At 74.8% G+C, this 23,573-nt stretch carries 18 protein-coding genes; 11 read left to right on the forward strand and 7 right to left on the reverse strand.

What is annotated here, in order from left to right; translation table 11 throughout:
- Nucleotides 1–81 precede the first annotated feature (81 nt).
- On the reverse strand, nt 82–537 hold the full coding sequence (locus WA762_RS05120) for a Crp/Fnr family transcriptional regulator (RefSeq protein WP_335933247.1): 456 nt from the start codon (nt 535–537) through the stop codon (nt 82–84).
- Nucleotides 538–588: 51 nt separating this feature from the next.
- Entirely contained in the window at nt 589–2,103 is a 1,515-nt protein-coding gene (locus tag WA762_RS05125; RefSeq protein WP_335933249.1) for a nicotinate phosphoribosyltransferase, read from the reverse strand.
- Between the two features lie 375 nt (nt 2,104–2,478).
- On the opposite strand from WA762_RS05125, the gene WA762_RS05130 reads away from it, so the two are divergent.
- The 5 genes from WA762_RS05130 to WA762_RS05150 all read left to right on the forward strand — a co-directional run bounded on the left by WA762_RS05130 (nt 2,479) and on the right by WA762_RS05150 (nt 9,609).
- Nucleotides 2,479–3,156 carry a CBS domain-containing protein gene (locus WA762_RS05130; protein ID WP_335933250.1) on the forward strand — a complete coding sequence of 226 codons (678 nt, stop codon included), beginning with the start codon at nt 2,479–2,481 and terminating at the stop codon, nt 3,154–3,156.
- Nucleotides 3,157–3,448: 292 nt separating this feature from the next.
- Nucleotides 3,449–4,330 carry a universal stress protein gene (locus tag WA762_RS05135; RefSeq protein WP_335933251.1) on the forward strand — a complete coding sequence of 294 codons (882 nt, stop codon included), beginning with the start codon at nt 3,449–3,451 and terminating at the stop codon, nt 4,328–4,330.
- Between the two features lie 378 nt (nt 4,331–4,708).
- Nucleotides 4,709–5,497, forward strand: a complete 789-nt coding sequence (locus tag WA762_RS05140) for an SAM-dependent methyltransferase (RefSeq protein ID WP_335933253.1) — start codon at nt 4,709–4,711, stop codon at nt 5,495–5,497.
- A 238-nt stretch (nt 5,498–5,735) separates the two neighbouring features.
- The gene (locus WA762_RS05145) at nt 5,736–8,042 is read left to right on the forward strand and encodes a serine/threonine-protein kinase (protein ID WP_335933254.1); all 2,307 of its coding nucleotides are present in this window, start codon (nt 5,736–5,738) and stop codon (nt 8,040–8,042) included.
- A 22-nt stretch (nt 8,043–8,064) separates the two neighbouring features.
- Nucleotides 8,065–9,609, forward strand: coding sequence for a phytoene desaturase family protein (locus tag WA762_RS05150; RefSeq protein WP_335933255.1), 1,545 nt, complete (start codon nt 8,065–8,067; stop codon nt 9,607–9,609).
- 19 nt (nt 9,610–9,628) lie between these two features.
- On the opposite strand, the gene WA762_RS05155 is transcribed toward WA762_RS05150, so the two are convergent.
- Complete coding sequence (locus tag WA762_RS05155) at nt 9,629–10,042, reverse strand: EamA family transporter (RefSeq protein WP_335933256.1); 414 nt, start codon at nt 10,040–10,042, stop codon at nt 9,629–9,631.
- A gap of 14 nt (nt 10,043–10,056) precedes the next feature.
- On the opposite strand from WA762_RS05155, the gene WA762_RS05160 reads away from it, so the two are divergent.
- Nucleotides 10,057–10,860, forward strand: coding sequence for a MurR/RpiR family transcriptional regulator (locus tag WA762_RS05160; RefSeq protein WP_335933257.1), 804 nt, complete (start codon nt 10,057–10,059; stop codon nt 10,858–10,860).
- A gap of 125 nt (nt 10,861–10,985) precedes the next feature.
- On the opposite strand, the gene WA762_RS05165 is transcribed toward WA762_RS05160, so the two are convergent.
- Together WA762_RS05165 and WA762_RS05170 are read right to left on the reverse strand one after the other, a co-directional pair.
- Nucleotides 10,986–11,861: a phosphotransferase gene (locus WA762_RS05165; RefSeq protein ID WP_335933259.1), complete on the reverse strand. Its 876-nt coding sequence runs from the start codon at nt 11,859–11,861 to the stop codon at nt 10,986–10,988.
- A gap of 85 nt (nt 11,862–11,946) precedes the next feature.
- On the reverse strand, nt 11,947–13,797 hold the full coding sequence (locus WA762_RS05170; RefSeq protein ID WP_335933260.1) for a serine hydrolase: 1,851 nt from the start codon (nt 13,795–13,797) through the stop codon (nt 11,947–11,949).
- Nucleotides 13,798–13,979: 182 nt separating this feature from the next.
- Here WA762_RS05170 and WA762_RS05175 point away from each other — a divergent pair, with 182 nt between their 5' ends.
- The 5 genes from WA762_RS05175 to WA762_RS05195 all read left to right on the forward strand — a co-directional run bounded on the left by WA762_RS05175 (nt 13,980) and on the right by WA762_RS05195 (nt 20,435).
- Complete coding sequence (locus WA762_RS05175; protein ID WP_335933262.1) at nt 13,980–15,089, forward strand: NAD(P)H-dependent flavin oxidoreductase; 1,110 nt, start codon at nt 13,980–13,982, stop codon at nt 15,087–15,089.
- The gene (locus WA762_RS05180; RefSeq protein ID WP_335933264.1) at nt 15,086–16,633 is read left to right on the forward strand and encodes an acyl-CoA synthetase; all 1,548 of its coding nucleotides are present in this window, start codon (nt 15,086–15,088) and stop codon (nt 16,631–16,633) included. The genes WA762_RS05175 and WA762_RS05180 overlap by 4 nt, the downstream gene beginning before the upstream one ends.
- Before the next feature lie 83 nt (nt 16,634–16,716).
- Nucleotides 16,717–17,205 carry a DUF3592 domain-containing protein gene (locus WA762_RS05185; RefSeq protein WP_335933266.1) on the forward strand — a complete coding sequence of 163 codons (489 nt, stop codon included), beginning with the start codon at nt 16,717–16,719 and terminating at the stop codon, nt 17,203–17,205.
- 322 nt (nt 17,206–17,527) lie between these two features.
- Complete coding sequence (locus WA762_RS05190) at nt 17,528–18,826, forward strand: MFS transporter (protein ID WP_443080518.1); 1,299 nt, start codon at nt 17,528–17,530, stop codon at nt 18,824–18,826.
- Between the two features lie 97 nt (nt 18,827–18,923).
- Nucleotides 18,924–20,435 (forward strand): acyl-CoA synthetase, encoded by a 1,512-nt coding sequence (locus WA762_RS05195; RefSeq protein WP_335933267.1) that lies wholly within the window; start codon nt 18,924–18,926, stop codon nt 20,433–20,435.
- Nucleotides 20,436–20,441: 6 nt separating this feature from the next.
- Here WA762_RS05195 and paaK read toward each other — a convergent pair whose 3' ends face one another.
- Entirely contained in the window at nt 20,442–21,731 is a 1,290-nt protein-coding gene (gene paaK, locus WA762_RS05200) for a phenylacetate--CoA ligase PaaK (RefSeq protein WP_335933269.1), read from the reverse strand.
- 163 nt (nt 21,732–21,894) lie between these two features.
- The gene (locus WA762_RS05205; RefSeq protein ID WP_443080519.1) at nt 21,895–23,565 is read right to left on the reverse strand and encodes an FAD-dependent oxidoreductase; all 1,671 of its coding nucleotides are present in this window, start codon (nt 23,563–23,565) and stop codon (nt 21,895–21,897) included.
- Between the last annotated feature and the right edge of the window lie 8 nt (nt 23,566–23,573).

Consider the following 23,573-nt stretch of genomic DNA (forward strand, 5'->3'; position numbering starts at 1 on the left):
GGTCACGACCGGCAAAGTGCGCGGCGCGGAGGCCTCGGGCCGAGGCCGGGCGGCACGGTCAGGAGGCCCCCGGCCGTGTGTTCACGCCGCCCCGCCGCCGTGCGGGGCGTAGAGGTCGAGCAGGCGGACCCGGGCGGCCTGGAGCCGGTGGGCGAGGACCTGCCCGACCCAGTGGCCGATGGCGGAGCCGAAGGACGGGTCCGCGTCCATCATCATGCGGATGGTCGCCGCGTCGAACTCGTGGGTGCGGACCGGAGTCATCGTCTCCGCTCCGAGATGCCACAGATACGGCTCGAAGAGCCAGGACCAGCCAACCAGTTCGCCGGGCCCGAGGTTCTCGATCGCGGCCGGGCGGCCGCCCGGGACACGGAAGTCCAGCGTGACGGCGCCCGAGCGCAGGATCCAGAAGCGGTCCGCGAAGTCCCCCTCGTCGAAGAGGCGGACCCCCTGGTCGAAGTTGACCTCCCGGCCGACACGCAGCAATCGGGTGCGGTACTGGGCGGGCAGAGCGGTGACACGGGTCGGAGAAGTGCTCATCGACAGCCTCCAGTGGGTGTGATCCGAGGTCAGCATCGCCGCAGGACCGGCTCATGGGCAGGGGCCGACCGGCCCCCGCCGCGCATCCGTCCGGCCCTGTGCGGTCATGGGCCCCTCCGGCACGGGGCCGCCGGTCCCGCGCCGGTCGGCGCGGCCGGGCGTCCCCTCGCGCCGGTCGGCGGGATCCGACGTCTCCCCGTGCCGGCCCGCCCGGCCCCGCGGGGCGGACCCGCCGCCCTCCGCCGGGAGGCGCGCCTCGATGCGCCGGCGGACCTCCGAGGTGAGGGAGCGGAGGCGGTCGGAGAGCTCCGTCCTCGGCTCGGCGGGCGCCCGCAGGGCACGGGCCCGGGCCGGCAGCGCCGCGAGGTCCGCGGTGAACCGCCGCCGGGCCTCGGCCGTCCCGGTGCGGGGCGATGTCCTGCGACCGCCCCGCATGACCGGCTCCAGCAGCGGCGCCCCGCCGGGCGGCGCGGGCTCGTCGGCGAGGGCGATGAGATCCGCCCGGCCGGGCCGCCGGTACACCTGTTTGCGGCCCGGCGCCGACACCTTGGCCGACGAGAGCTTCATCACCGGCCGGCCGTCGTACTCGACCAGCTTGTACGCCGAATCCAGGTAGGGGGCGTCCGCGGAGACCCCGATCCGGGTGCCGACCGCGAACACGTCGATCGGCGCCCCCGCGCGGACCAGCTCGTCGACCGCGTACTCGTCGAGGCCGCCGCTGGCCACGATCCGGGTCTCCGGGAGCCCGGCGGCGTCCAGGACGGCCCGTGCCCTGACGGCCAGGGCCCCGAGGTCCCCGCTGTCGAGCCGGACGGCGCACCCCGGGCCCAGCCCCAGCTCGCGCAGCACCCCGGCCGCCGTCTCCACGCCCGCCACGGTGTCGTAGGTGTCGACGAGGAGGGTCACCGGACCGGGCCGGGACCGGGCGAAGGCCCGGAACGCCTCCTCCTCGGAATCGAACGCCTCGATGTACGAATGTGCCATCGTGCCGACCGCGGTCAGCCCCTCGGCGTGCGCGGCCGCCACGTCGCTGGTCCCGGCGAAGCCCACCATCGCCCCCAGCCGGGCGGCCTGGTGCCCGGCCTCGATGCCGTGCGTCCGGCGCAGGGAGAAGTCCACGACCGGGCGGCCGTCGGCCGCCAGCACGCACCGGGCGCACTTGGAGGCCACGGCGGTCTGGTGGCTGACCTGGTTGAGCACGTACGTCTCGACGAGCTGGGCCTGCGGGAGCGGGGCGGTGACCTCCAGCAGGGGCTCACCGGCCAGCACGACGCGTCCCTCGGGCACCGCCCGGACCTCGCCCTCGAACTCCAGGCCCAGCAGCGGGGCCATGTCCTCGCAGGACTGCCCGGTGACGGAGGCGAAGGCGGCCACGTCCTCCGCGTCCACCCGGTAGTCGGACAGAAAGGCGAGCACCGACTCCAGCCCGGCGCCGACCAGGAACCCCCGGTCCGGCGGCAGAGCGCGTACGAACAGGCTGAACGTGGCCGGCCCGGTCATGCCCTCGCGCAGATAGGACCGGGCCATGGTGACCTCGTAGAGGTCGGTGCTCGTGGCCTTCGACATCGACGGCACCCTCCCTCCCGCCGCGCCGTCCACCCGGGGCGCGGTCCACACGCGTGCCGCACCGCACCCGCGCCGGGCCGGCCTTCTTCCCTCCACTATCGGCCTCCCGCACATCACGGGCCAGCGGGGCGCCGCACGCGCCGGGTCCGGGCCGGTCGGGTGAGGATCCGGCCGGGCGCCGGCGGGTCCGTACGCACACTGCCACGCACGGCGTGCCGTCGCGCGGCGCGGAAAGCACAATGCCCTGGGGCCGACCGGGCCCGTCCCCGGAGGGTTTCGGCCTCCGGGGACGGACCCGGTAGGCCCGGTCGCCCGGTACCCGATCCGCTCGACACCCGGCCACCGCCGGCCGTCACACCCCGAAGGGGGAGTCGTATGCGTCACCGCACGGTTGCAGAGCTCATGACCCGGGACGTCGTCCGGGCGCGGCGCGATCTGCCGTTCAAGGAGATCGTCGAGCTGCTGGCGTCGCACGGTGTCACCGCGGTGCCCGTGGTGGACGAGCAGGACCGTCCGATGGGCGTGGTGTCCGAGGCCGATCTGCTGCGCAAGTCCGCCGACCGGGCCGACCCGTCAGGACTGACGCCGGTCCCGCACGTCGAGGCGTGGGAACGGGCCAAGGCGGAGGGGGCCAGGGCGGAGGAGCTGATGTCGGGTCCCGCCGTGTGCGCGCGCCCGGAGTGGACCGTGGTCGAGGCGGCCCGCCTCATGGAGGTGCAGGACGTGAAACGGCTGCCCGTGGTGGACGAGACGGACCGGCTGCTGGGCATCGTGAGCCGCAGGGACCTGCTCCGGGTCTTCCTCCGCGACGACGACGCCATCCGCGAGGAGATCGACCACGACGTGCTCCAGCAGACGCTGGGGCTGGCCCCCGCGTCGGTCACGGTCGAGGTCCGGGAGGGGCAGGTGGGCCTCGGCGGATCCGTCGAGTTCAAGAGCGTGATCCCGGTCATCGAACGGCTCTGCGCCAGTGTGGACGGTGTGGTGTCCGTGCACGAGCACATCGCCTACCGGACCGACGACGACGTCCGCAGCGCGTCCAACGGGATGTGAGCCCACGGCCCCGCCACACCCACGGTCCCGCCCACGGCCCGGCATCGCCCACCGCCGTCGCACGCCGGGACGCCGGGCGGACTTCCGCATGCGGCCCCGGAGGTTCTGGGGTACTTCTCGAAGGAGCGGCGCACACGACGCGCTCGGCGCACACGCCGGGACCGGCGCGCGCGGGCGCGTCCGGCACAGGCGTCCGCCCGTCCGTCCGGGTGTCCGGCCCGCCTTCGGGGCCGGACACCCGGACGGCACGCACACCGTCGTTCCGGCTTCTCGCGAGACGGAGGCAGTCCTCATGGAGCCAGTCGTCACCGTCGGCCTCGACGCCTCCCCGGAGAGTCTGGCCGCCGCCCACTGGGCCGCCGACGAGGCCCGACGGCGCGGGCTCGCGCTGCGGCTGCTGCACGCCTGGCCCCTGCTGGCGCCGGAGCCGACCCATGTGCCCGCCGAGATGGACCAGAACTACTGGGCGCGGCGGATCGTGCACCACGCGAAGGCGGAGATCCAGGCGCATCACCCGGGTCTCTCCGTCATCGGCAGTCTGGTCGCCGACGACGCCGAGCACGCCCTGCTGCGGGCCGCGGCGGAGTCGGAGATGACCGTGCTCGGCTCCCGGGGTCTGGTGCCCGTCCAGAGCTACTTCCTCGGTGACATCAGCATGCCCGTCGTGTCCCGCGCCGAACGGCCCGTGGTCCTGGTGCGCGCGGCGGAGACCCGGGACGGCGGGCGGCCCGCCCCCGCCCCCGCCACGTCCGGCGGTGTGGTCGTGGCGCTCAAACTGCACGGCCCCTGCGACGAACTGCTCCGGTTCGCCTTCGAGACCGCCGCCGCGCGGGGCGGGCCGCTGCGCGCCGTGCACGGCCGGAGCCTGCCGATCGACGCGTACGTGCCCTGGGGCGTGGACCACGAGGTGGCGGAGGCGATCGCCGGGGAGGCGCGGAAGGACCTGGACCGGACCCTGCGGCCCTGGCGCGAGAGATTCCCGGCGGTGGAGGTCATCGACGCCACCGCGCTCGTCAGCCCCGCCAAGGCCGCCGTCCAGGCCGCCGAGGGCGCCGGTCTGCTGGTCGTCGGCCGGCGTCGGCACCGCCGCCCGCTCGCGCCGCATCTGGGCCCGGTGGCGCAGGCCGCCCTCCACCACGCGCGCTGTCCCGTCGCGGTCGTCCCCCACGACTGACCGGCAAACGCACGGCGGGCGGGCACGACCGACAGGCGCACGACACGCCGCCACGACCGACGGACGCGAGGCACGCGGACCGGGCCGGTCCACGGACGCGAGGCACGCGGACCGGGCGACGGTCCGGCTCGCGGACGGAAGCGCCCGCCGCGATCGCCTTGCCCGGAAGCCGAGTTCGGGACGGCACCGGTATCCTCGTGGTCCCGGACCCGTTCCCGCCGGGCCGATCGCGGTGTCCGAAGTCCCCGCGCCCGTGGACGAGTTCGATCGGGCGGACCGTGGACACGCGGTGGGTGCGGGGAGACCGGGGGAGAGGCGGGCGTCCCGCCCCGGCGCATGGATCCGCCGCGACATGCACGACACGAAACGAGGTTGCACGTGACCGACGGTCCCGGACTCGAAGCCAGGATCCGCAGCGGCGTTCCGCACTCCGCCCGGGTCTGGAACTACTGGATAGGCGGCAAGGACCACTACCCGGTGGACCAGCGGCTGGGAGACCAGGTCATCGCCAGCTACCCGCAGACCCGCGAACTCGCCCGCGCCTCACGGGCGTTCCAGGGCCGCGCGGTGCGGTACCTGGCGGGGGAGGCGGGGATCACCCAGTTCCTGGACATCGGCACCGGGCTCCCCGTCCAGAACAGCACCCACGAGGTCGCGCAGCGCGTCCGGCCGGAGGCGCGCATCGTCTACGTCGACAACGACCCGCTGGTACTGGCCCACGCCCGTGCGCTGCTGACGAGCGCCCCGGACGGGATGACGGACTACGTGCACGCGGACATGCTGGACGCCGAGGGGGTGCTCCGGGAAGCCGCCCGCACCCTGGACCTGACGCGGCCGGTGGCCGTCCTGGTGCTGTCCACGCTGGGACACGTCGAGCCCCGGACCGGCATCGACCTGCTGCGCCGTTACCTGGACGGCTTGGCGGCGGGCAGCCATCTGGTGCTCTGCGACACGGTCGCCACCCCGCAGACGCTGGCCGCGCAGGAGGCGTACGCGGCCGGGGACACACCGCCGTACCTGGTACGGCGGCCCGAGGAGATCCTCGCCAGTGCAGAGGGGATGGAACTGGTCGAGCCGGGCTTCGGCTCCATCTCCCTCTGGCGTCCCGAGCCGGGCGACGGCGACGCCGAGCCGGTCGACCAGTGGGGGTTCGTCGCCCGCAAGTGAACCGCCGCCGGAGGAGCGGCGCCGGAGAACCTCCGCCGGAGCGGCGGCGCCCGGGCCCGCCGGGCCCGCGCTCCGGCCGATGCCCGGCCGGGGCGCGCCGGTCCCCTCCGGTGTGCTTCCGCCGCCCCGCTCCCGGCGGCCGCCCGCCGCGTACAATCCGCGCGGCCGGGCCGCCATACTGGACGGGCCGGAAAGGACGCGGAGGCAGTGGGCGGAACGACGGGGGCGACTGCGGGACATGGCGGACACCAGGCTGGTCCAGAGCCGGTACCGACTGCTCGATCTGATCGGGCGCGGGGGCATGGGCGAGGTGTGGCGTGCCCGGGACGAGTCGCTGGGCCGTCAGGTGGCCGTGAAGTGCCTCAAGCCGATGGGGTCCCAGCACGACCAGTCGGCCACCCGGGTCCTGCGCGAGCGCTTCCGCCGCGAGGCCCGCGTCGCCGCCTCGCTCCAGCACCGCGGCGTCACCGTCGTCCATGACTTCGGCGAGGACGACGGCGTCCTCTTCCTGGTGATGGAACTCCTCGACGGCCAGAACCTCAGCCAGCTCCTGGAGGAGAACGAGCGGCGTCCGCTGCCGGTGCCCGACGTCGTCGACATCGCCGAGCAGGTCGCCGACGCCCTCGGATACACCCACCGCCAGGGCATCGTGCACCGCGACCTCAAGCCCGCCAACATCATGCGCCTCGCCGACGGCACGGTGAAGATCTGCGACTTCGGCATCGCCAGGCTGGGCCGCGACATCGGCTTCACCTCGCGGCTCACCGGCACCGGCATCGCCATGGGCACCCCGCACTACATGTCGCCGGAGCAGATCGGCGGCGGCCAGGTCGACCACCGCAGCGACCTCTACTCACTGGGCTGCGTCCTGTACGAGATCGCCACCGGGGCGCCGCCGTTCGACCTCGACGACACCTGGGCCGTCCTCGTCGGGCACCGCGACACCGACCCCGAGCCGCCGCGCGCCCACCGGGCCGAACTCCCCGGGTTCTTCGACCGCGTCGTCCTGGACCTGCTGGCCAAGGCCCCGGAGGAGCGGCCCGCCGACGCGGGCGACCTGCGGCGGCGGATCGTGGCGGGGCGCACCGGCGAACAGCCCGGTCCCGCGTCCGCGGGGCGCCTCCCGAGCTCCCCGCCCCCGACGCTCCCCGGCCCCGGACTGCCCGCCTGGGCCCACGGCATGACCACCGGGCACAAGGCGGTCGGCGGCCTGCTCGGGAGCATCCCGCCGGACCACTCCGCCGGCCTCACCGGGAGGTGGACCGGCGCCGGCCGACGGCCCCTCGACGCCGAACGGGCCGCCGTCGCGGCCCCGTGGCAGGTCGCGGGCGGGCCGTCACCGGCCGGGGCGGAGCGGCCGGCCCCGTCGACGGAACTCCTCTCCGTCCTCGCCGGCCGGCACGGCGCGGGCGTCAGCCTGGGCCGGCTCGGCCACTGGGAGGAGGCCGGCGAGGTGCACCGCGCGGTCGCCGCCGAACGCGAACGGACCCTCGGCCCCGACCACCCCGACACGCTCTCCAGCAGGCACGAGATCGGCCTCGCCCTCGTGCGCACCGGCAGGCCGGCCGACGCGCTGCGGGAGTTCGACCGGGTCGCCGGCGGCCGTGCGCGCGTCCTGGGCCCCGACCACCCGGAGACCCTCGCCGCCCGCCAGGAGGCGGCGTACGTCCTGGGCCGCCTCGGCCGGCACGCCGAGGCCCACGGGGCGTACACCGCGGTCCTCGCCGCCCGGGAACGGATCCTGGGCCCCGACCACCCCGACACCCTGCGCTGCCGCCACAACCTCGCCTTCAACCTCGGCCGGCTCGGCCGTCTGGCGGACTCCCACCGGATGTTCCACGAGGTGGCGGCGGCCCGGGCCCGGGTGCTCGGCGCCGACCACCCCGACACCCTGGCCACCCGCTACGAGACGGCGTACGCGCTCGGCCGGCTGGGGCGGTGGACGGAGGCCCTGGGGGCCTGCCAGGAGGTCGTCCGGGGTCGGACCAGGACCCTCGGCCCCGCCCACCCCGACACGATGGCCGCCCGCTACGAGACCGGCATCGCGCTCGGCCGCCTGGGCCGCAGCGCGGAGGCTCTGGACCTGTACCGCGCCCTCGTCGACGACCGGACCTCGCTGAACGGCCCCACCGACCCCGAGACGCTCCGCGCCCGTCACGGCCTCGGCGTCAACCTGGGGCGCCTCGCCCGCTGGGAGGAGGCGCTCGCGGAGGCACGCGACGTCGGCGCGATCCGTGAGCGCGTCCTGGGCCCCGACCACCCCGACACCCTGGTCAGCCGCCGCGAGGTCGCCGTCGGCCTCGGCTGGCTCGGCCGCTGGCCCGAGGCCCTCGCGCTCTACGGCCGGATCGCCCGCGCCCGTGAGCGCGTCCTCGGCGCCGACCACCCCGACACCCTCGCGGCCCGCAACGACGAGGCGCACTGCCTGGAGCAGGTCGGCCGGGGAACGGAGGCCGCCGAGCTGTACCGCCGCGTCGCCGCACTGCGCCACGGGCGCGGCGGGCCGCCGGGCGGCCCGGACCCCACCGCCTCTGGCCGCGTGTGAACACCCCGTGCTACGAAGGGGCATGCCCGCATCCGACAGCTATGACGCGGTGATCGTGGGCGGCGGCCACAACGGCCTGGTCGCCGCCGCCTACCTCGCCCGCGCCGGACAGTCCGTCCTGGTCCTGGAACGCCTCGCCGCCACCGGGGGAGCGGCCGTCTCCACCCGGCCCTTCGCCGGGGTCGACGCCCGCCTGTCGCGCTACTCGTACCTGGTGTCCCTGCTGCCCCGGAAGATCGTCCGCGACCTCGGCCTGGACTTCGCCGTGCGCGGACGGACGGTGTCCTCGTACACCCCGACCGTGCGCGACGGGCGGCCCACCGGGCTGCTGATCGGGGAGAACCGCACCCGGGACTCCCTCGCCGCGCTCACCGGATCGGACCGGGAGCACACGGCCTGGCGGCGGTTTCATGACATGACGCGGCACGTCGCCGAGCGGGTCTTCCCGACGCTCACCGAGCCCCTGCCCGCCCGGGACGCGCTGCGCGAACGGATCGGCCACCCGGAGGCGTGGCGGGCCCTGTTCGAGGAGCCCCTCGGAGCGGCCGTCGAGCGGTACTTCGAGGACGACCTCGTGCGCGGGATCGTGCTGACCGACGCCCTGATCGGCACCTTCGCCGACGCGCACGATCCGTCGCTGCGTCAGAACCGCTGCTTCCTCTACCACGTCATCGGCGGCGGCACCGGCGACTGGGACGTCCCGGTCGGCGGCATGGGCGCGCTCACCGACGCCCTCGCCCGGGCGGCCCGCGCGGCCGGGGCGGAGATCCGGGTCCGGCACGAGGCGACCCGGATCGAGACCGACGGGAAGCGCGCCGAGGTCACCGTCCGCTCCCCCGGGGCGGAACGCGTCGTCGCGGCCCGCCGGGTCCTCGTGAACGCCTCGCCGCAGGCGCTCGCGACCCTGCTCGGCGAGGAGCCGCCCGCCCCGGCCGAGGGCGCGCAGCTGAAGGTGAACATGCTCCTCACCCGGCTGCCCCGGCTGCGCGACCGCTCCGTCGACCCGCACGAGGCGTTCGCCGGAACGTTCCACATCGCCGAGGGCTACGGGCAGCTCGCGGACGCCTACCGGGAGGCGGCGGCCGGCCGGCTCCCGGCCGCCCCGCCGTCCGAGATCTACTGCCACTCGCTGACCGACCCGTCGATCCTCGGCCCCGGGCTCGCCGCGAGCGGCCACCACACCCTCACCCTCTTCGGACTGCACGCCCCCGCTCGGCTGTTCGCCGCCGACAACGCGGCGGCGCGCGCCCGGCTGCTGGCCGCCACGCTCGCCCGGCTCGACGCCCACCTGGAGGAGCCGATCGCGGACTGCCTGGCCGTCGACGAGAACGGCGAGCCGTGCATCGAGGCGAAGACACCGCTCGACCTGGAACGGGAACTGGGACTGCCCGGCGGTCACATCTTCCACCGCGACCTCGCCTTCCCGTACGCCACGGAGACCACCGGACGGTGGGGCGTGGAGACCGCCCACGCCAACGTGCTGCTGTGCGGGGCGGGCGCGGTGCGCGGCGGCGGGGTCAGCGGGGTGCCCGGTCACAACGCCGCGATGGCGGCACTGGGACGCTGACGCCTCCGGCCGTCCGTCGTCAGGCGTGGGCGAGCTCCAGCATCACGATGCCCGCGAGGACGGCCGCGCCCGCGGTGAGGCGCAGCCGGCCGAACGGTTCGCGGAAGAGGAGCGTGGCGATCAGCGCCGCGATGAGGATGCTGGTCTCGCGCAGTGCCGCGACGGTCGCGAGATCGCCGTGGGCCTGCGCCCAGATGACGAGACCGTAGGCGATCAGCGAGATGACGCCGCCGGTCAGTCCGGTCCCGAGGCCGGGCCCGAGCTGCGCGAACAGCGCGCGGCCGCGCCGGGCGAACGCCAGCAGCGGCAGGATCGGGCCCTGGCACAGGAAGAGCCAGGCGATGTAGCCGATGACGGTCTGGGAACGGTGGACCCCGGTGCCGTCGACGACGGTGTAACCGGCGATGACCGCTCCGGTGGCCAGCGCCGCCATGAGCGCGGGCAGCTGTGCGCGCCCGGGCCACCCGTCCGCGAACGCCAGACCGGCCAGGCCGGCGGAGATCACCAGCCGCCCTGGTCCGCCTCAGCGTCAGCGACGTCGCCGCCCTGGCCGGCACGGCGCCGTCCTCGGTCGTCCGCGCCTGCCAGCGCCTCGGCTTCCGCGGCTACCAGGAGCTGAAGATCGCGGCGGCGCGCCAGGAGCCCGCCCCCGAGCCGCCGCCGGAGTCGTCCGACGACCCGGCCGCCCGCGCCCTGGCGGACACGGTCCACGCCTCCCGCGAGGCCCTCGACGACCTCGCCGCCACGCTCACCGCCGACCGGCTGCGCGGAGCCGCCGCCGCCCTGGACGCCGCGCCGCGCGTGGTGGTCGCCGCCGCGGGTCTCTCGGCCGCCGTGGCCACCGACGCCGCCTACCGGCTGCGCGCCCTCGGCTGCGTCGTCGACGCGCCCGCCGACCCCCTCACCGCCCAGCTCGCGGCCGCCCAACTCCCCCCGGGAGGGGCATGTCTGGCGCTCAGTCACACCGGGGCCACCCGCAGCACCGTCGACAACGCCCGCCGTGCCCGCGACGCCGGCGCCGAGGTCGTCGGCCTCACCAGTTACGCCCAGTCGCCCCTGAGCGAGCTCTGCGCCCACACCCTCGTCGCGGGCGGGCAGGACCTCGTCTTCGGGCTGGAGACCACGGCCAGCCGCATCGCCCACCTCGTCGCCGTGGACGCCCTGACCCAGACCCTGCTCGCCCTGCGCGCCGGGGCGGCGGAACGGACCCTCCACCTCTCCGCGGACGTCACCGCCGACCACACCTACTGAGCCCGAAGGCGCGCACGCCGGCCCGCCGGGGCGCACCGCCGGGGCGCGCCCCGGCCTGTTCGGCGGCGGCGTTCACGCGTCCCCTCCGGCCGGCCCGGAGCCGCGCGCGTCGACACGCGTCCCCGTCACAGGCGTTGCTCGGCGAGGTCGAGCCAGTGCTCCACGTCGCCGGGCGCGAAGTGCCTGATCGCCCAGTCGGCCATCCGCAGGCTCATGTGCGCCCACGCGAGGCGCAGGACGTCGTCCGGCAGGCCGTCCAGCACCTCGTCGAGGCGCTCGACGACCCCGGGGGTCTGCTCGTCGGCGTGCAGGCCGAAGCGCAGGGTGACCAGATCGAAGCGGCGGTCCCCCCGGCAGGCGCCGTCCCAGTCGACGACACCGGTGACCGAACCGCCGGTCAGGAGGAGATTGCCGTGGTGGAAGTCGTGGTGCACCGCGTCCCGGCCGCCCAGCCGAGGGGGAGCGGCGGCGCCGACCGCTGCGACCCGGCGCTCCAGGTCACCGCTGCGCCGGCTGTGCCGGCGCAGCGGCTCGTGAAGACAGTAGCCGGGGCCGTCGTCGAGCAGATGCAGGGGCATCGCCGGGATGTCCGCCCGGCCGGCCAGCAGCCCCGCCTGCGCCTCGTTGAGTTCGAGGGCCCGGTCCAGTCCCGCGTGGTCCAGACGTGCCGCCGGTGTGCCCGGCAGGAGCTCCTGGACCAGGACCGCCGCGTCGCCCACCTGGACCGCCGCCTCCGTCGCGGGGCAGGGGTACCCGCGCTCGCGGAGTGTCTCGCAGACCGCCAGCGGCCCCGCCCGGAGCTCCTCGACCAGGGTGTCCGGCCGGTGCTTCAGCACGGACCGCCGGCCGTCCGGCCATCGCACGTACGCGGCGCCCACCTCGCCGCCGGCACAGGCCCCCTCCACCGTCAGCCGGAGGCCCGTTCCGGCGTACAGCTCCTCGGCCAGGCGGTCGGCGTCGAGGCGTCGGGCACGCGTCCAGTTCTGCGGCGGGGAGGTCATCGGAGCATCCTCCCGCACCCGGCCGCGCGGCCGCCACGCGGTGGGGGCGGCCCGCCGGCCGGACGCGGACCGCACCGCCGTCCGGTCAGTCCGCCGAGGCCGTCCAGCCCACCGCCTCGACGCGTGCCGCGTCGGCGGGCCGGCTCTCGTCGAAGACCGCCCGGCCGCCGTCCTCGACCCGGACCGCGTTCACATACGCCCCGCGTCCCACGTACAACTGGTCCGTGGTGTACCGCCAGCGCAGCCGCACCTCCTTGCCGCGCCACGCGGCGAGGTCGGCGTCGAGCCGGTGCCAGACCCGGCCGGACCAGCCGGAGACCGAGCCCGTCGGACGCGGTTCGGGCTCCGGGCGGCCGTGCCCGTGCCACGGCGAGGTGGTGAACGGCACCGGCTGCCAGGTCGCCCCCGCGTCCGCCGACGCCTCCAGGAAGACGAAGTCGGACCCGGGCTCGGTGTCCCACCACAGGGCCGCGCCCAGCCGGGCCCGCGACGAGGCGATCCGCAGCGCGGGCAGGGTCAGCGTGGCCGTGGCGGCGCTCGCCATCCCCGAGAACCACGCCGTGCGTCCCCGGACGGGACGGACCGCGACGGCGCGTGCCATCCGGTCGGCGGCGGCCACCCGGGGGGCGCTGCCGGAACGCCAGTTGCGCACCGGATGCACGGAGTTGCCCAGCACGATCAGGAACGAGTCGGTCGTCGGGTCCAGGACCAGGCTGGTGCCGGTGAAGCCCGTGTGTCCCGCCGTGCGCGGGGTCGCCATCGCGCCCATGTACCAGTGCTGGCAGAGCTCGAACCCGAGCCCGTGCGCATCGCCCGGGAAGGCCGTGTTGAAGTCGGTGAACAGCAGGTCCACCGACGCGTCGGAGAGGATCCTGGCGCGGCCGTAGACCCCGCCGTTGAGCAGCGTGCGGGCGAGGACCGCGAGGTCCCAGGCACAGGAGAAGACCCCGGCGTGCCCCGCCACGCCGTCCAGGCTGTACGCGTTCTCGTCGTGCACCTGGCCCCAGACCAGCCCGCGGTCGAGCCCGGACCACGGGGGCCGGGCGTCCTCGGTCGCCGCGATCTTCGGCTTCCAGGAGGCCGGAGGGTTGTACCGGGTGCGGCGCATCCCGAGCGGAGCGGTGATCTCCTCGCGGAGCAGGACGTCCAGCGCACGGCCGGTGATCTTCTCCAGCACCAGTTGCAACGAGATCAGGTTGAGGTCGGAGTAGAGATACGCCGTGCCGGGCGGGCCGACCGGAGCCTCGTTCCACAGCAGCTCCAGCTTTCCCTCCCGGGTGTCCGCCCGGTACAGCGGAATCCACGACCGGAACCCCGAGGTGTGCGTGAGCAGCTGACGGATCGTGATGTCCTGCTTGCCGGCGCGCGCGAAGTCCGGAAGATACGAGGCGACCCTCGCCTCCAGCCCCAGGGCCCCGCGCTCGATCTGCTGCACGGCCAGGATCGAGGTGAACAGCTTGGACACCGACGCCAGGTCGAAGACCGTGTCCTCGGCCATGTCGATCTGCCGCCCGGGCGGGAACTCCACCCCGGTGTCCGTCTTCTCGTCGTACGCGGAGTAGCGCACCGCCTTGCCGATCGGGCGGTGCAACGCCACCGTGCCGCCCCGCCCGGCGAGCAGCACCGCGCCGGCGTACCAGGGGTGCGCGGGGGAGGCGGAGAGGAACTTCTCGGCGTCCGCGACCAGTTGGTCCAGGGGCTCCTGCGACAGACCGGCGCGCGCGGCGGATCCGCGCCGCAGCGTCGGACGGCCGCGCCCGGTCGCCGCGCCCGTCCCGGATCCCGTGCGCACACCCGACCCCGCTCCCGACTCCATGGCCGACGCCGGCTCCGCGAACGGAACCGGCGCCAGGGCGAGCGCCCCGCCCAGAGCCAGCATCCCACCGCCCAGCCTGCGCCGGCTGATCCCTCTGCCGCCCGCCGCGTCCTTGGTCATCCGGAACCCCTTCCCGCCGCGTGAAAGTAATTTTCGAAATCACGTCCGATGGTGAAACTTCCTTCCGTCGCAGAGGTTACTGTCACCCCCGCCGTCGCGGAGGCCCCCGACGCCACAAAGAATCTGACACTGCATCAGAAAATCTCTTCCCTCGGCCGTCGGGCTGCGGCATCCTGCGCCCCATGGAGACGGAGCTGAGCAAGAAACTGGGAGTCGAGCACGCCATCTTCGGCTTCACGCCCTTCCCCGCGGTGGCCGCCGCCATCACCCGGGCCGGGGGGTTCGGCGTGCTCGGCGCGGTCCGCTACACCGCCCCCGACGCGCTCGCGCGCGACCTCGACTGGATGCAGGACCACACCGACGGCAAGCCGTACGGCCTCGACGTCGTCATGCCCGCGAAGAAGGTGGAGGGGGTCACCGAGGCCGACGTCGAGGCGATGATCCCGGACGGGCACCGGCAGTTCGTCCGGGACACCCTGGCCGGGCACGGGGTGCCGGAGCTCGCCGACGGCGAGGCGTCCGGCTGGCGCATCACGGGGTGGATGGAGGACGTCGCCCGCACCCAGCTCGACGTCGCCTTCGACTACCCCGTCAAACTGATCGCCAACGCCCTCGGACCGCCGCCCGCCGACGTCGTGCGGCGCGCCCACGACCAGGGCGTCCTCGTCGCCGCGCTCGCCGGAAGCGCCCGGCACGCCCGCCGCCACGCGGACGCGGGCATCGACGTCGTCGTCGCCCAGGGATACGAGGCCGGCGGCCACACCGGTGAGATCGCCTCCATGGTCCTGGTCCCGGAGGTGGTCGACGCGGTGGACCCGCTCCCCGTGCTCGCCGCCGGCGGCATCGGCAGCGGAGAGCAGATCGCCGCCGGGCTCGCCCTCGGCGCCCAGGGCGTCTGGCTCGGCTCCCTGTGGCTGACCACCGAGGAGGCCGACCTCCACTCCCCGGCCCTGACCCGCAAGCTCCTCGCCGCGGGCTCCGGCGACACCGTCCGCTCCCGCGCCCTCACCGGCAAACCCGCGCGCCAGCTCCGCACCGAGTGGACCGACGCCTGGGACGACCCGGAGGGCCCCGGCGCCCTGCCCATGCCGCTCCAGGGCCTGCTGGTCGCCGAGGCGCTGTCCCGCATCCAGAAGTACGAGACCGGCGCACTGCTCGGCACGCCCGTCGGCCAGATCGTCGGCCGGATGACCAGCGAACGCGGCGTCCAGGCCGTGTTCGACGACCTGACCCGGGGCTTCGAACGCGCCGTGGACCGGATCAACCGCATCGCCGGACGGAGCGCCTCATGAACCGGGCGCCCAACGGCTTCTGGGCCCAGGCCGCGGCCGACCCCGACCGCACGGCGCTGATCGCGCCCGACGGCGAGGCGTGGACGGCCGGGCGGCTGCACACCGAGGCCAACCGCATGGTCCACGGGCTGCGCGCGGCCGGGCTGCGGCGCGGCGACGCCTTCGCGGTCGTCCTGCCCAACGGCGTCGAGTTCTTCACCGCCTACCTCGCCGCCGCGCAGGCGGGCTTCTACCTCGTCCCCGTCAACCACCACTTCGTCGGACCCGAGATCGCCTGGATCGTCTCCGACTCCGGCGCCAAGGCGCTCATCGTCCACGAGCGGTTCGCGTCCGCGGCGATCGCCGCCGCCGACGAGGCGGGCTTCCCCGCCGACCGCCGCTACGCCGTGGGCGCGGTCGACGGCTTCCGCCCGTACGGCGAACTCCTCGACGGACGGCCCGGCGCCCCGCCCGGGGACCGCACCCTCGGCTGGGTCATGAACTACACCTCCGGCACCACCGGCCGGCCGCGCGGCATCCGCCGCCCCCTTCCCGGCCGGCTCCCCGAGGAGAGCCATCTCGGCGGCTTCCTCGGCATCTTCGGCATCCGGCCCTTCGACGACAACGTCCATCTGGTGTGCTCGCCGCTATACCACACCGCCGTCCTCCAGTTCGCCGCGGCGTCCCTGCACATCGGGCACCGGCTCGTCCTCATGGACAAGTGGGCGCCCGAGGAGATGCTGCGGCTGATCGACGCCCACCGCTGCACCCACACCCACATGGTCCCGACCCAGTTCCACCGCCTGCTGGCCCTCCCCGACGAGGTGAAGCGGCGGTACGACGTCGGCTCCATGCGCCACGCCGTCCACGGCGCCGCGCCCTGCCCGGAGCACGTCAAGCGCGCCATGATCGACTGGTGGGGGAGGTGCGTCGAGGAGTACTACGCCGCCAGCGAGGGCGGCGGCGCCTTCGCGACCGCCGAGGACTGGCTGAAGAAGCCGGGCACCGTCGGCAGGGCCTGGCCGATCAGCGAACTCGCCGTCTTCGACGACGACGGCGAGCGCCTGCCGCCCGGCCGGCTCGGCACCGTCTACATGCGGATGACCACCGGGGGCTTCCGCTACCACGGGGACGAGGCCAAGACGGAGAAGAACCGCATCGGCGACTTCTTCACCGTCGGCGACCTCGGCATCCTCGACGAGGACGGCTGTCTCTTCCTCCGCGACCGCAAGATCGACATGATCATCTCCGGCGGGGTCAACATCTATCCCGCCGAGATCGAGGGCGTCCTCCTCGCGCACCCCGCCGTCGCGGACGCCGCCGTCTTCGGCGTCCCGCACCCCGACTGGGGCGAAGAGGTCAAGGCCGTCGTCGAACCGGCCCCGGGACACGAGCCGGGGGACGCCCTCGCGGCGGCGGTCCTGCGCCACTGCGAGCAGCGCCTCGCCGGGTACAAGCTCCCCCGGAGCGTCGACTTCATCGCGACGATGCCCCGCGACCCCAACGGCAAGCTCTACAAACGGCGGCTGCGGGACCCGTACTGGGAGGGGCGCGGGTCCGTGTGACCCCCGCGGGAGGGCGTCGGGCGAAGCCCGCGGGCGGTCTTCGGCGTTCCTTGCCGACCGGACGGGGCACACGGAATCATGGTGTGTCCGTACAGGGATTCGGATGCCGGGGCGCCGGCGCCCGACAGCGTTCCGGGGGAACCGTGGTCATCGCCGTCGTGTACTTCGTCCTCGCCGCGGGAGCGGCCGCCGTCTTCGGCCGGATGCTGGACCGGCAGCTCGGGGCGCCGAGGCTGCGGGCCGCGTGGGCGGGCGGTCTCACGGCCGAGGCGCGCTGCACCGGGGTGCGCACCGAGGAGGGGCAGGACGCGGACGGAGTGCCGTTCGTCCGCACCTGCCCGACCCTGGAGTTCCGCACCGCCGACGGACGCGCCGTCGCCTTCGAGGAGCTCCGGGACCGCGTCGGGGCCGCCGAGGGCGACGTCGTGACGGTGTATTACGGCGCCCACGACCCGCAGGCCGCGACGACCCGCGCCCCGTCGTTCGCCATGCGCCACGCCGGAGCCCTGGTCACCGGCGCGGGAGCGCTGTTCGCCGTGGTCACGGCGACCGTGCTGGCCCTGGTGCTCTGACGCCGCCCGCACCGCGCGCGGCCGCCGGAAAACGAGTGGCGGGCGGAGGTGCGGCCCCGTACGTTGGGCGCTCGTGACCGACGCCCCCCAGCGCGCCCCCGACGACTCGCCCCGCACAACTCCCGCCACGGCGGCGGACGTCGGCGATGTCCCGGCCGCGGGACCCGGCACCACCGGCGAGGCGGCCGGGACGAGCGGGACCCGGACGGCCGGACCGGCGGGGAGGGCCGGGGCCCCCGGCCTCCCGCCTGCGCCCTCCGCGTCCGCCGAGGGGCTGTTCTCCCGGACCCACGCGGCCACCACGACGAGTTTCGTCGCGGTCATGTTCCTGACCGGGCTCGCCGCGCTCGCCGTGGTGCCCACCCTGCCCACGGCCGCCCAGGACCTGGACGGGGTGTCGCTCTTCCCGCTGGTCGCCGGAAGCTTCGTGGCGGCCGGAATGCTCGGCGGGGTGCTGGGAGGCCGGTGGGCGGACCGGTCCGGCGCACAGCGGCCGCTGGCGGCGGGACTGGCCCTGGCGGTGGCCACCCTGGTGGTCTGCGGCGCCGGCACCACTGTCTGGCACCTGGTGGCCGGGCGCTTCCTGGACGGCCTGGCAGGCGGAATGATCATGGTGGCGATCAACGCCGCCATCGGGCAGTCCTACCCCGACCGGCTGCGCCCGCGCATGCTGGCGCTGATGAGCACCTGCTGGGTCGTCCCCTCGCTGATCGGCCCCCCGCTGGCCGGGCTGGTGGCCGAATGGTGGTCGTGGCGCGCGGTCTTCCACGGGCTGGCCGCGCTGACCGCACTGCCCGCGCTGGCGGTCCTGGCCGTGCTGCGCCGCCGTTCCCGGTCCGTCGCGCCCGAGCGGACGGCGGACGGCCCGCCGCTTCCCTCCCCGCTGATCGCGCTGGCGGTGAGCGTGGGCGCGGCGGCGGGGCAGTTCGGCGTCTCGGGCACGGACGCGCGTCATCTGCTCTTCGCCGCGGGCGGGCTCGCCCTGATCGTGGTGTTCGCGCCGCGGATCCTGCCGGCGGGCACCTGGCGCGCCGCGCGCGGACTGCCGGTCACGGTGCTGCTGCGCGGCCTGGGTTCCGGAGTGTTCTTCACGCTGGAGGCGCTCGTGCCGCTGCTGCTGGTCACCGAGCGGGGCGTGGCTCCCGTGTCGATCGGGGCGGTCTTCACCGGCGCGGCCGTGACGTGGGCCGCGGCGTCCTGGGTGCAGGGCCGTCTGCTGGAGGGACTGCCCCGGCACCGCACGGTCGTGGCCGGCGGGCTGATCCTCGTGGCGGCCGTCGTCGTCGCCGCCGTCGGGACCCTGCCCGCGCTGCCGTCGTACGTCGCCGCGTCGTCCATGATCGTCGCGTCCGTCGGCATGGGCATGATGGCGCCTGCCCTCACGGTGCTGTCGCTGTCCCATGCCCCGGCCGGGCGGCAGGGCTACGCCAGCAGCGCCATGCAGACCAACCAGAACCTCGGCCAGACCGTCGTGCTGGCGGGCGCCTCCGCCCTGTTCAACCTCTGCCTGGGCGCCGGGGCCGCCGGTCACGTCGGGTACCTCGCCGCGTTCGTGCTGCTGCTGGCGCCCTGCGTCGCGGCCGCGCTCCTCGCCGCCCGCACCCGCGTCGCCGACCGCTGAACCGGCCGCCGAGGGGACCGCCGCCCCCCGCCCGGCGGCCGTCCCCTTCGCCGTCCCACCCCTTGACCGCGGGGACCCGGCCGCACAGGATCACGCCATGACCGGTGTACGAAGCAGCACAGTCGACGGCGTCGTGGCCCGCAGCGCCCGCCGCACCCCCGGACGCACCGCCCTCGCCTACGCGCGACGGACCTGGACCTACGCGGAACTCGACGCCGCCGTCAGCACGGCGGCGGCGGTCCTCACCGACGAGCACCGGCTGCGCCCCGGCGACCGGGTCGCCTGCTACGCGCACAACTCCGACGCGTACCTGATCGCCTTCCTCGGCTGCGCCCGCGCGGGACTGGTGCACGTTCCGGTCAACCAGAACCTCGCCGGCGACGACCTCCGGTACATCCTGGAGCAGTCCGGCAGCTCCCTCGTGCTCACCGACCCGGACCTCGCCGGCCGCGTACCGGACGGGGTCGCCGCACGGCCGCTGCGCGACGCGCCGGGCTCCCTGCTCGACGCCCTCGCCGTCCCGCGCCCCTTCGCCCCGGAACGCCGGCCGGACGCCGGGGACCTGGTCCAGCTCCTCTACACCTCGGGCACCACCGCGCTCCCCAAGGGCGCGATGATGACCCACGGCGCGCTCGTCCACGAGTACGTCAGCGCGATCACGGCCCTCGACCTGCGCGCCGCCGACCGCCCCGTCCACTCGCTGCCGCTCTACCACTCCGCGCAGATGCACGTCTTCCTGCTGCCCTACCTCGCCGTCGGCGCGCGGAACACCGTTCTCGACGCCCCCGACGTGGACCGGATCCTCGACCTGATCGAGACCGGGCGGGCCGACAGCCTCTTCGCGCCGCCGACCGTCTGGATCGCCGTCTCCCGGCACCCCGGACTCGCCACCCGGGACCTCGGCGGCCTGCGCAAGGCGTACTACGGCGCGTCGGTGATGCCCGTACCCGTGCTGGAGCGGCTCCGCGAGAGGCTGCCCGGCCTGGCGTTCTACAACTGCTTCGGGCAGAGCGAGATCGGACCGCTCGCCATGGTCCTGGGACCGGACGAGCACGAGGGCCGGATGGACTCCTGCGGCCGGCCCGTCCTGTTCGTCGAGGCCCGGGTCGTCGACGAGGACGGCGAGGAGGTTCCCGACGGCACGCCCGGCGAAGTCGTCTACCGCTCACCGCAGTTGTGCCAGGGGTACTGGGACAGGCCGGAGGAGACCGCCGCGGCCTTCCGCGGCGGCTGGTTCCACTCCGGGGACCTGGCCGTGCGCGACGCGGAGGGCTTCCTCACGGTCGTCGACCGGGTCAAGGACGTCATCAACTCGGGCGGCGTGCTCGTCGCCTCCCGCCAGGTCGAGGACGTTCTCCACACCCACCCCGCCGTCGCCGAGGCAGCCGTGATCGGGCTGCCCGACGAGCGCTGGATCGAGGCGGTGACGGCCGTGGTGGTGCTGCGCGGCGAAGCGACCCCGGCCGAACTCATCGACCACGCACGCGAACGGCTCGCCCACTTCAAGGCCCCGAAGCGGGTCGTCCTCGTGGACGAGCTGCCGCGCAACGCCAGCGGAAAGATCCTCAAGCGGGAGCTGCGCGACCGGCTCGCACAGACCGCGCCGTGACCCCTTCTACCGGCCGCCGCGCTCGTCCACGATCCGCCGGAACTTGCCGACCGACCGCTCCAGCGTTTCGGGATCGACGATCTCGACCCCGACCGACACCCCGATCCCGTCCTTGACGGCCGCCGCGATCGACGCCGCGGCGGCCGCCCGCCGCTCGGGGCCGGCGTCCGCCCGGGCCTCCGCCCGTACCGTCAGGGCGTCCAGCCGGCCCTCGCGGGTCAGCCGCAGCTGGAAGTGCGGCGCCACCCCCGGCGTCCGCAGCACGATCTCCTCGATCTGCGTCGGGAACAGGTTCACCCCGCGCAGGATCACCAGGTCGTCGCTGCGCCCGGTCACCTTCTCCATCCGCCGGAACACCCGCGCCGTGCCCGGCAGCAGCCGGGTCAGGTCCCGCGTCCGGTAGCGGATCACCGGCATGGCCTCCTTGGTGAGCGAGGTGAGGACCAGCTCGCCCTTCTCGCCCTCCGGCAGGACCTCCCCGGTGAACGGGTCGACGACCTCCGGGTAGAAGTGGTCCTCCCAGACGTGCAGCCCGTCCTTGGTCTCCACGCACTCCTGCGCGACGCCGGGCCCCATGACCTCCGACAGGCCGTAGATGTCGACCGCGTCGATCGCGAACCGCTCCTCGATCTCGCGCCGCATCTCCTCCGTCCACGGCTCGGCCCCGAAGATCCCGGTGCGCAGGGACGTGGTCCGGGGGTCGACGCCCTGGCGCTCGAACTCGTCGAGGAGCGTCAGCATGTACGACGGCGTCACCATGATGATCTCGGGCCGGAAGTCCTGGATCAGCCGCACCTGACGTGCCGTCATGCCGCCGGACGCGGGGATGACCGTGCAGCCGAGCCGCTCCGCCCCGTAGTGCGCGCCCAGTCCGCCGGTGAACAGCCCGTATCCGTACGCCACATGGATCTTCTGCCCGGGACGGCCGCCGGCCGCCCGGATCGAGCGGGCGACCACGTCCGCCCAGATGTCCAGGTCCCGGCTGGTGTAGCCGACGACGGTAGGACGGCCCGTCGTGCCGCTGGAGGCGTGGATCCGGCGCACCCGCTCCTCGGGGACCGCGAACATGCCGAAGGGGTAGTTGTCCCGCAGATCTGCCTTGGCGGTGAACGGGAAACGGGCGAGGTCGGCGAGGGCGCGGCAGTCGTCCGGGCGCACCCCGGCCGCGTCGAACGCGGCCCGGTAGTGGCCGACGTTCTCGTACACATGGCGCAGCGTGGTGCGCAACCGTTCCAGCTGGAGTGCCTCCAGCTCGTCCCGGTCCAGCCGTTCCGCCGAGTCCAGCAGGGACGTCATCCGGATCTCCCTCTCCCGAGCAGGCGACCGATCATTCGGTCGGATCGTTCGGAAGCAGTAATTCAGGAGGTCCGGCCCCATGGCAAGAGGGGCGGCACGGCTCGTCCGCGTCGCCCCTCGTCCCGTCGCCCGTCCGTCCCGCCGCATGGCGACCGCCGCGGGATCAGGACCGGTGCAGCAGGGACCGCAGCACCTCGTGAAGAGTGGCCTCGGCGTCGGCCACCGCGCCCTTCGAACGCCAGGCCACGAAGCCGTCGGGGCGCACCAGCACGGCGCCCGCGGAATTCGTGCCGTGGACCTCGGCCCAGTGGGCCCCGTCCTCCGGCTCCAGGTCGGCGCCCGGGCCGAAGCCGTACACCGGCAGCCGCACCGACAGCCGGGCGGCGACCCGCCCGGCAGCCCGCCGCCAGGCCGTGTCCCCGCCGTCGGTGAGGAGCACGAAGGTGTCCTCGTACAGATCCAGCGTCGAGAGGCGCGCCCCGGCCCGGCGCACCCACAGATGCGGCGCCCGGCTGCCGGGCCGCCCGTCCAGCAGCACCGCCTCCGGCACCACCGGCTGATGCGGGTCGGTGCCCAGCACGGCGCCCCGGACGTACTGGTAGCCCAGCGCCACCGCGAGCATCCCGGCCTGCCGGCCGCCGCCCACGCCGGGGGCCGCCGAGTACCCCGGGTGGCTGTGCTCGCCGGAACGCGCCGAGGCGCGCGCGCTCGTGGCCCGCGCCACCGGCAGCCGCTCCGCCTCGTAGGTGTCCAGCAGCCCCGGACCCGCCTCGCCCTTCAGCACGGCGGCCAGCTTCCAGGCCAGGTTGTGCGCGTCCTGGATGCCGGTGTTGGAGCCGAACGCCCCGGTGGGCGACATCTCGTGGGCCGAGTCCCCGGCGAGGAACACCCGGCCGGACCTGTACCGCTCCGCGACCCGCTCGGCCGCGTGCCACGGCGCCTTGCCGGTGATCTCGACGTCGATGTCCGGGGCTCCGACCGCGGCGCGGATGTGCGCGGCGCACCGCTCGTCGGTGAAGTCCTCCAGGGTCTCGCCGTCGCCGGGCTGCCACGGCGCGTGGAACACCCAGTCCTTCTCGTTGTCCACCGGCAGCAGCGCGCCGTCCGCCTCGGGGTTGGTGAGGTAGCAGACGATGAAGCGGCGGTCTCCCAGCACCTCGGCGAGCCGCCGCGAACGGAAGGTGATGCTGACGTTGTGGAAGAGGTCGCCGGGCCCCGTCCGGCCGATGCGCAGCTGCTCGCGGATGGGGCTGCGCGGCCCGTCCGCGGCGACCAGGTAGTCCGCGCGCACACTGATGTGCTCACCGGTCTCCCGGCTCTTGAGCGCCGCGTCCACCCCCGCCGAGTCCTGGTCGAAGCTCTGCAGCTCGGTGGAGAACCGCAGATCGCCGCCCTGCGCCAGGGCCTGCTCCAGCAGCACCGGCTCCAGGTCGTTCTGGCTGCACAGGCACCAGCCGGTGGGGCTGATCCGGGAGATTCCGCCGCCCGGGTCGATCTCCTTGAACAGCCACCGCTGGTCGTCGCCGGTGAGCGAACCGGCCTGCAGGATGCCGTGGTTCCCGGCGAGCACCGACGCGGCCGCCCGGACGCCGGGCTCGGCGCCGGCCGTGCGGAACACCTCCATCGTGCGCACGTTGTTGCCCCGCCCGCGCGGATGCGTAGAGGTGGCCCGGTGCTTCTCGACCAGCAGATGCTCGACCCCGAGCCGGCCGAGGAAGAGTGAGGTGGAGAGGCCCACCAGGGAGCCGCCCACGATGAGGACCGGTACGCGGATGTCGACGTTCTCGTTCATCAGTTGCTCCAGCTCGGACACCGTTCGGTTGCCTTGTTCCATGCCCTCGC

The organism is Streptomyces tyrfis (assembly GCF_037034285.1).
Taxonomy (GTDB): domain Bacteria; phylum Actinomycetota; class Actinomycetes; order Streptomycetales; family Streptomycetaceae; genus Streptomyces.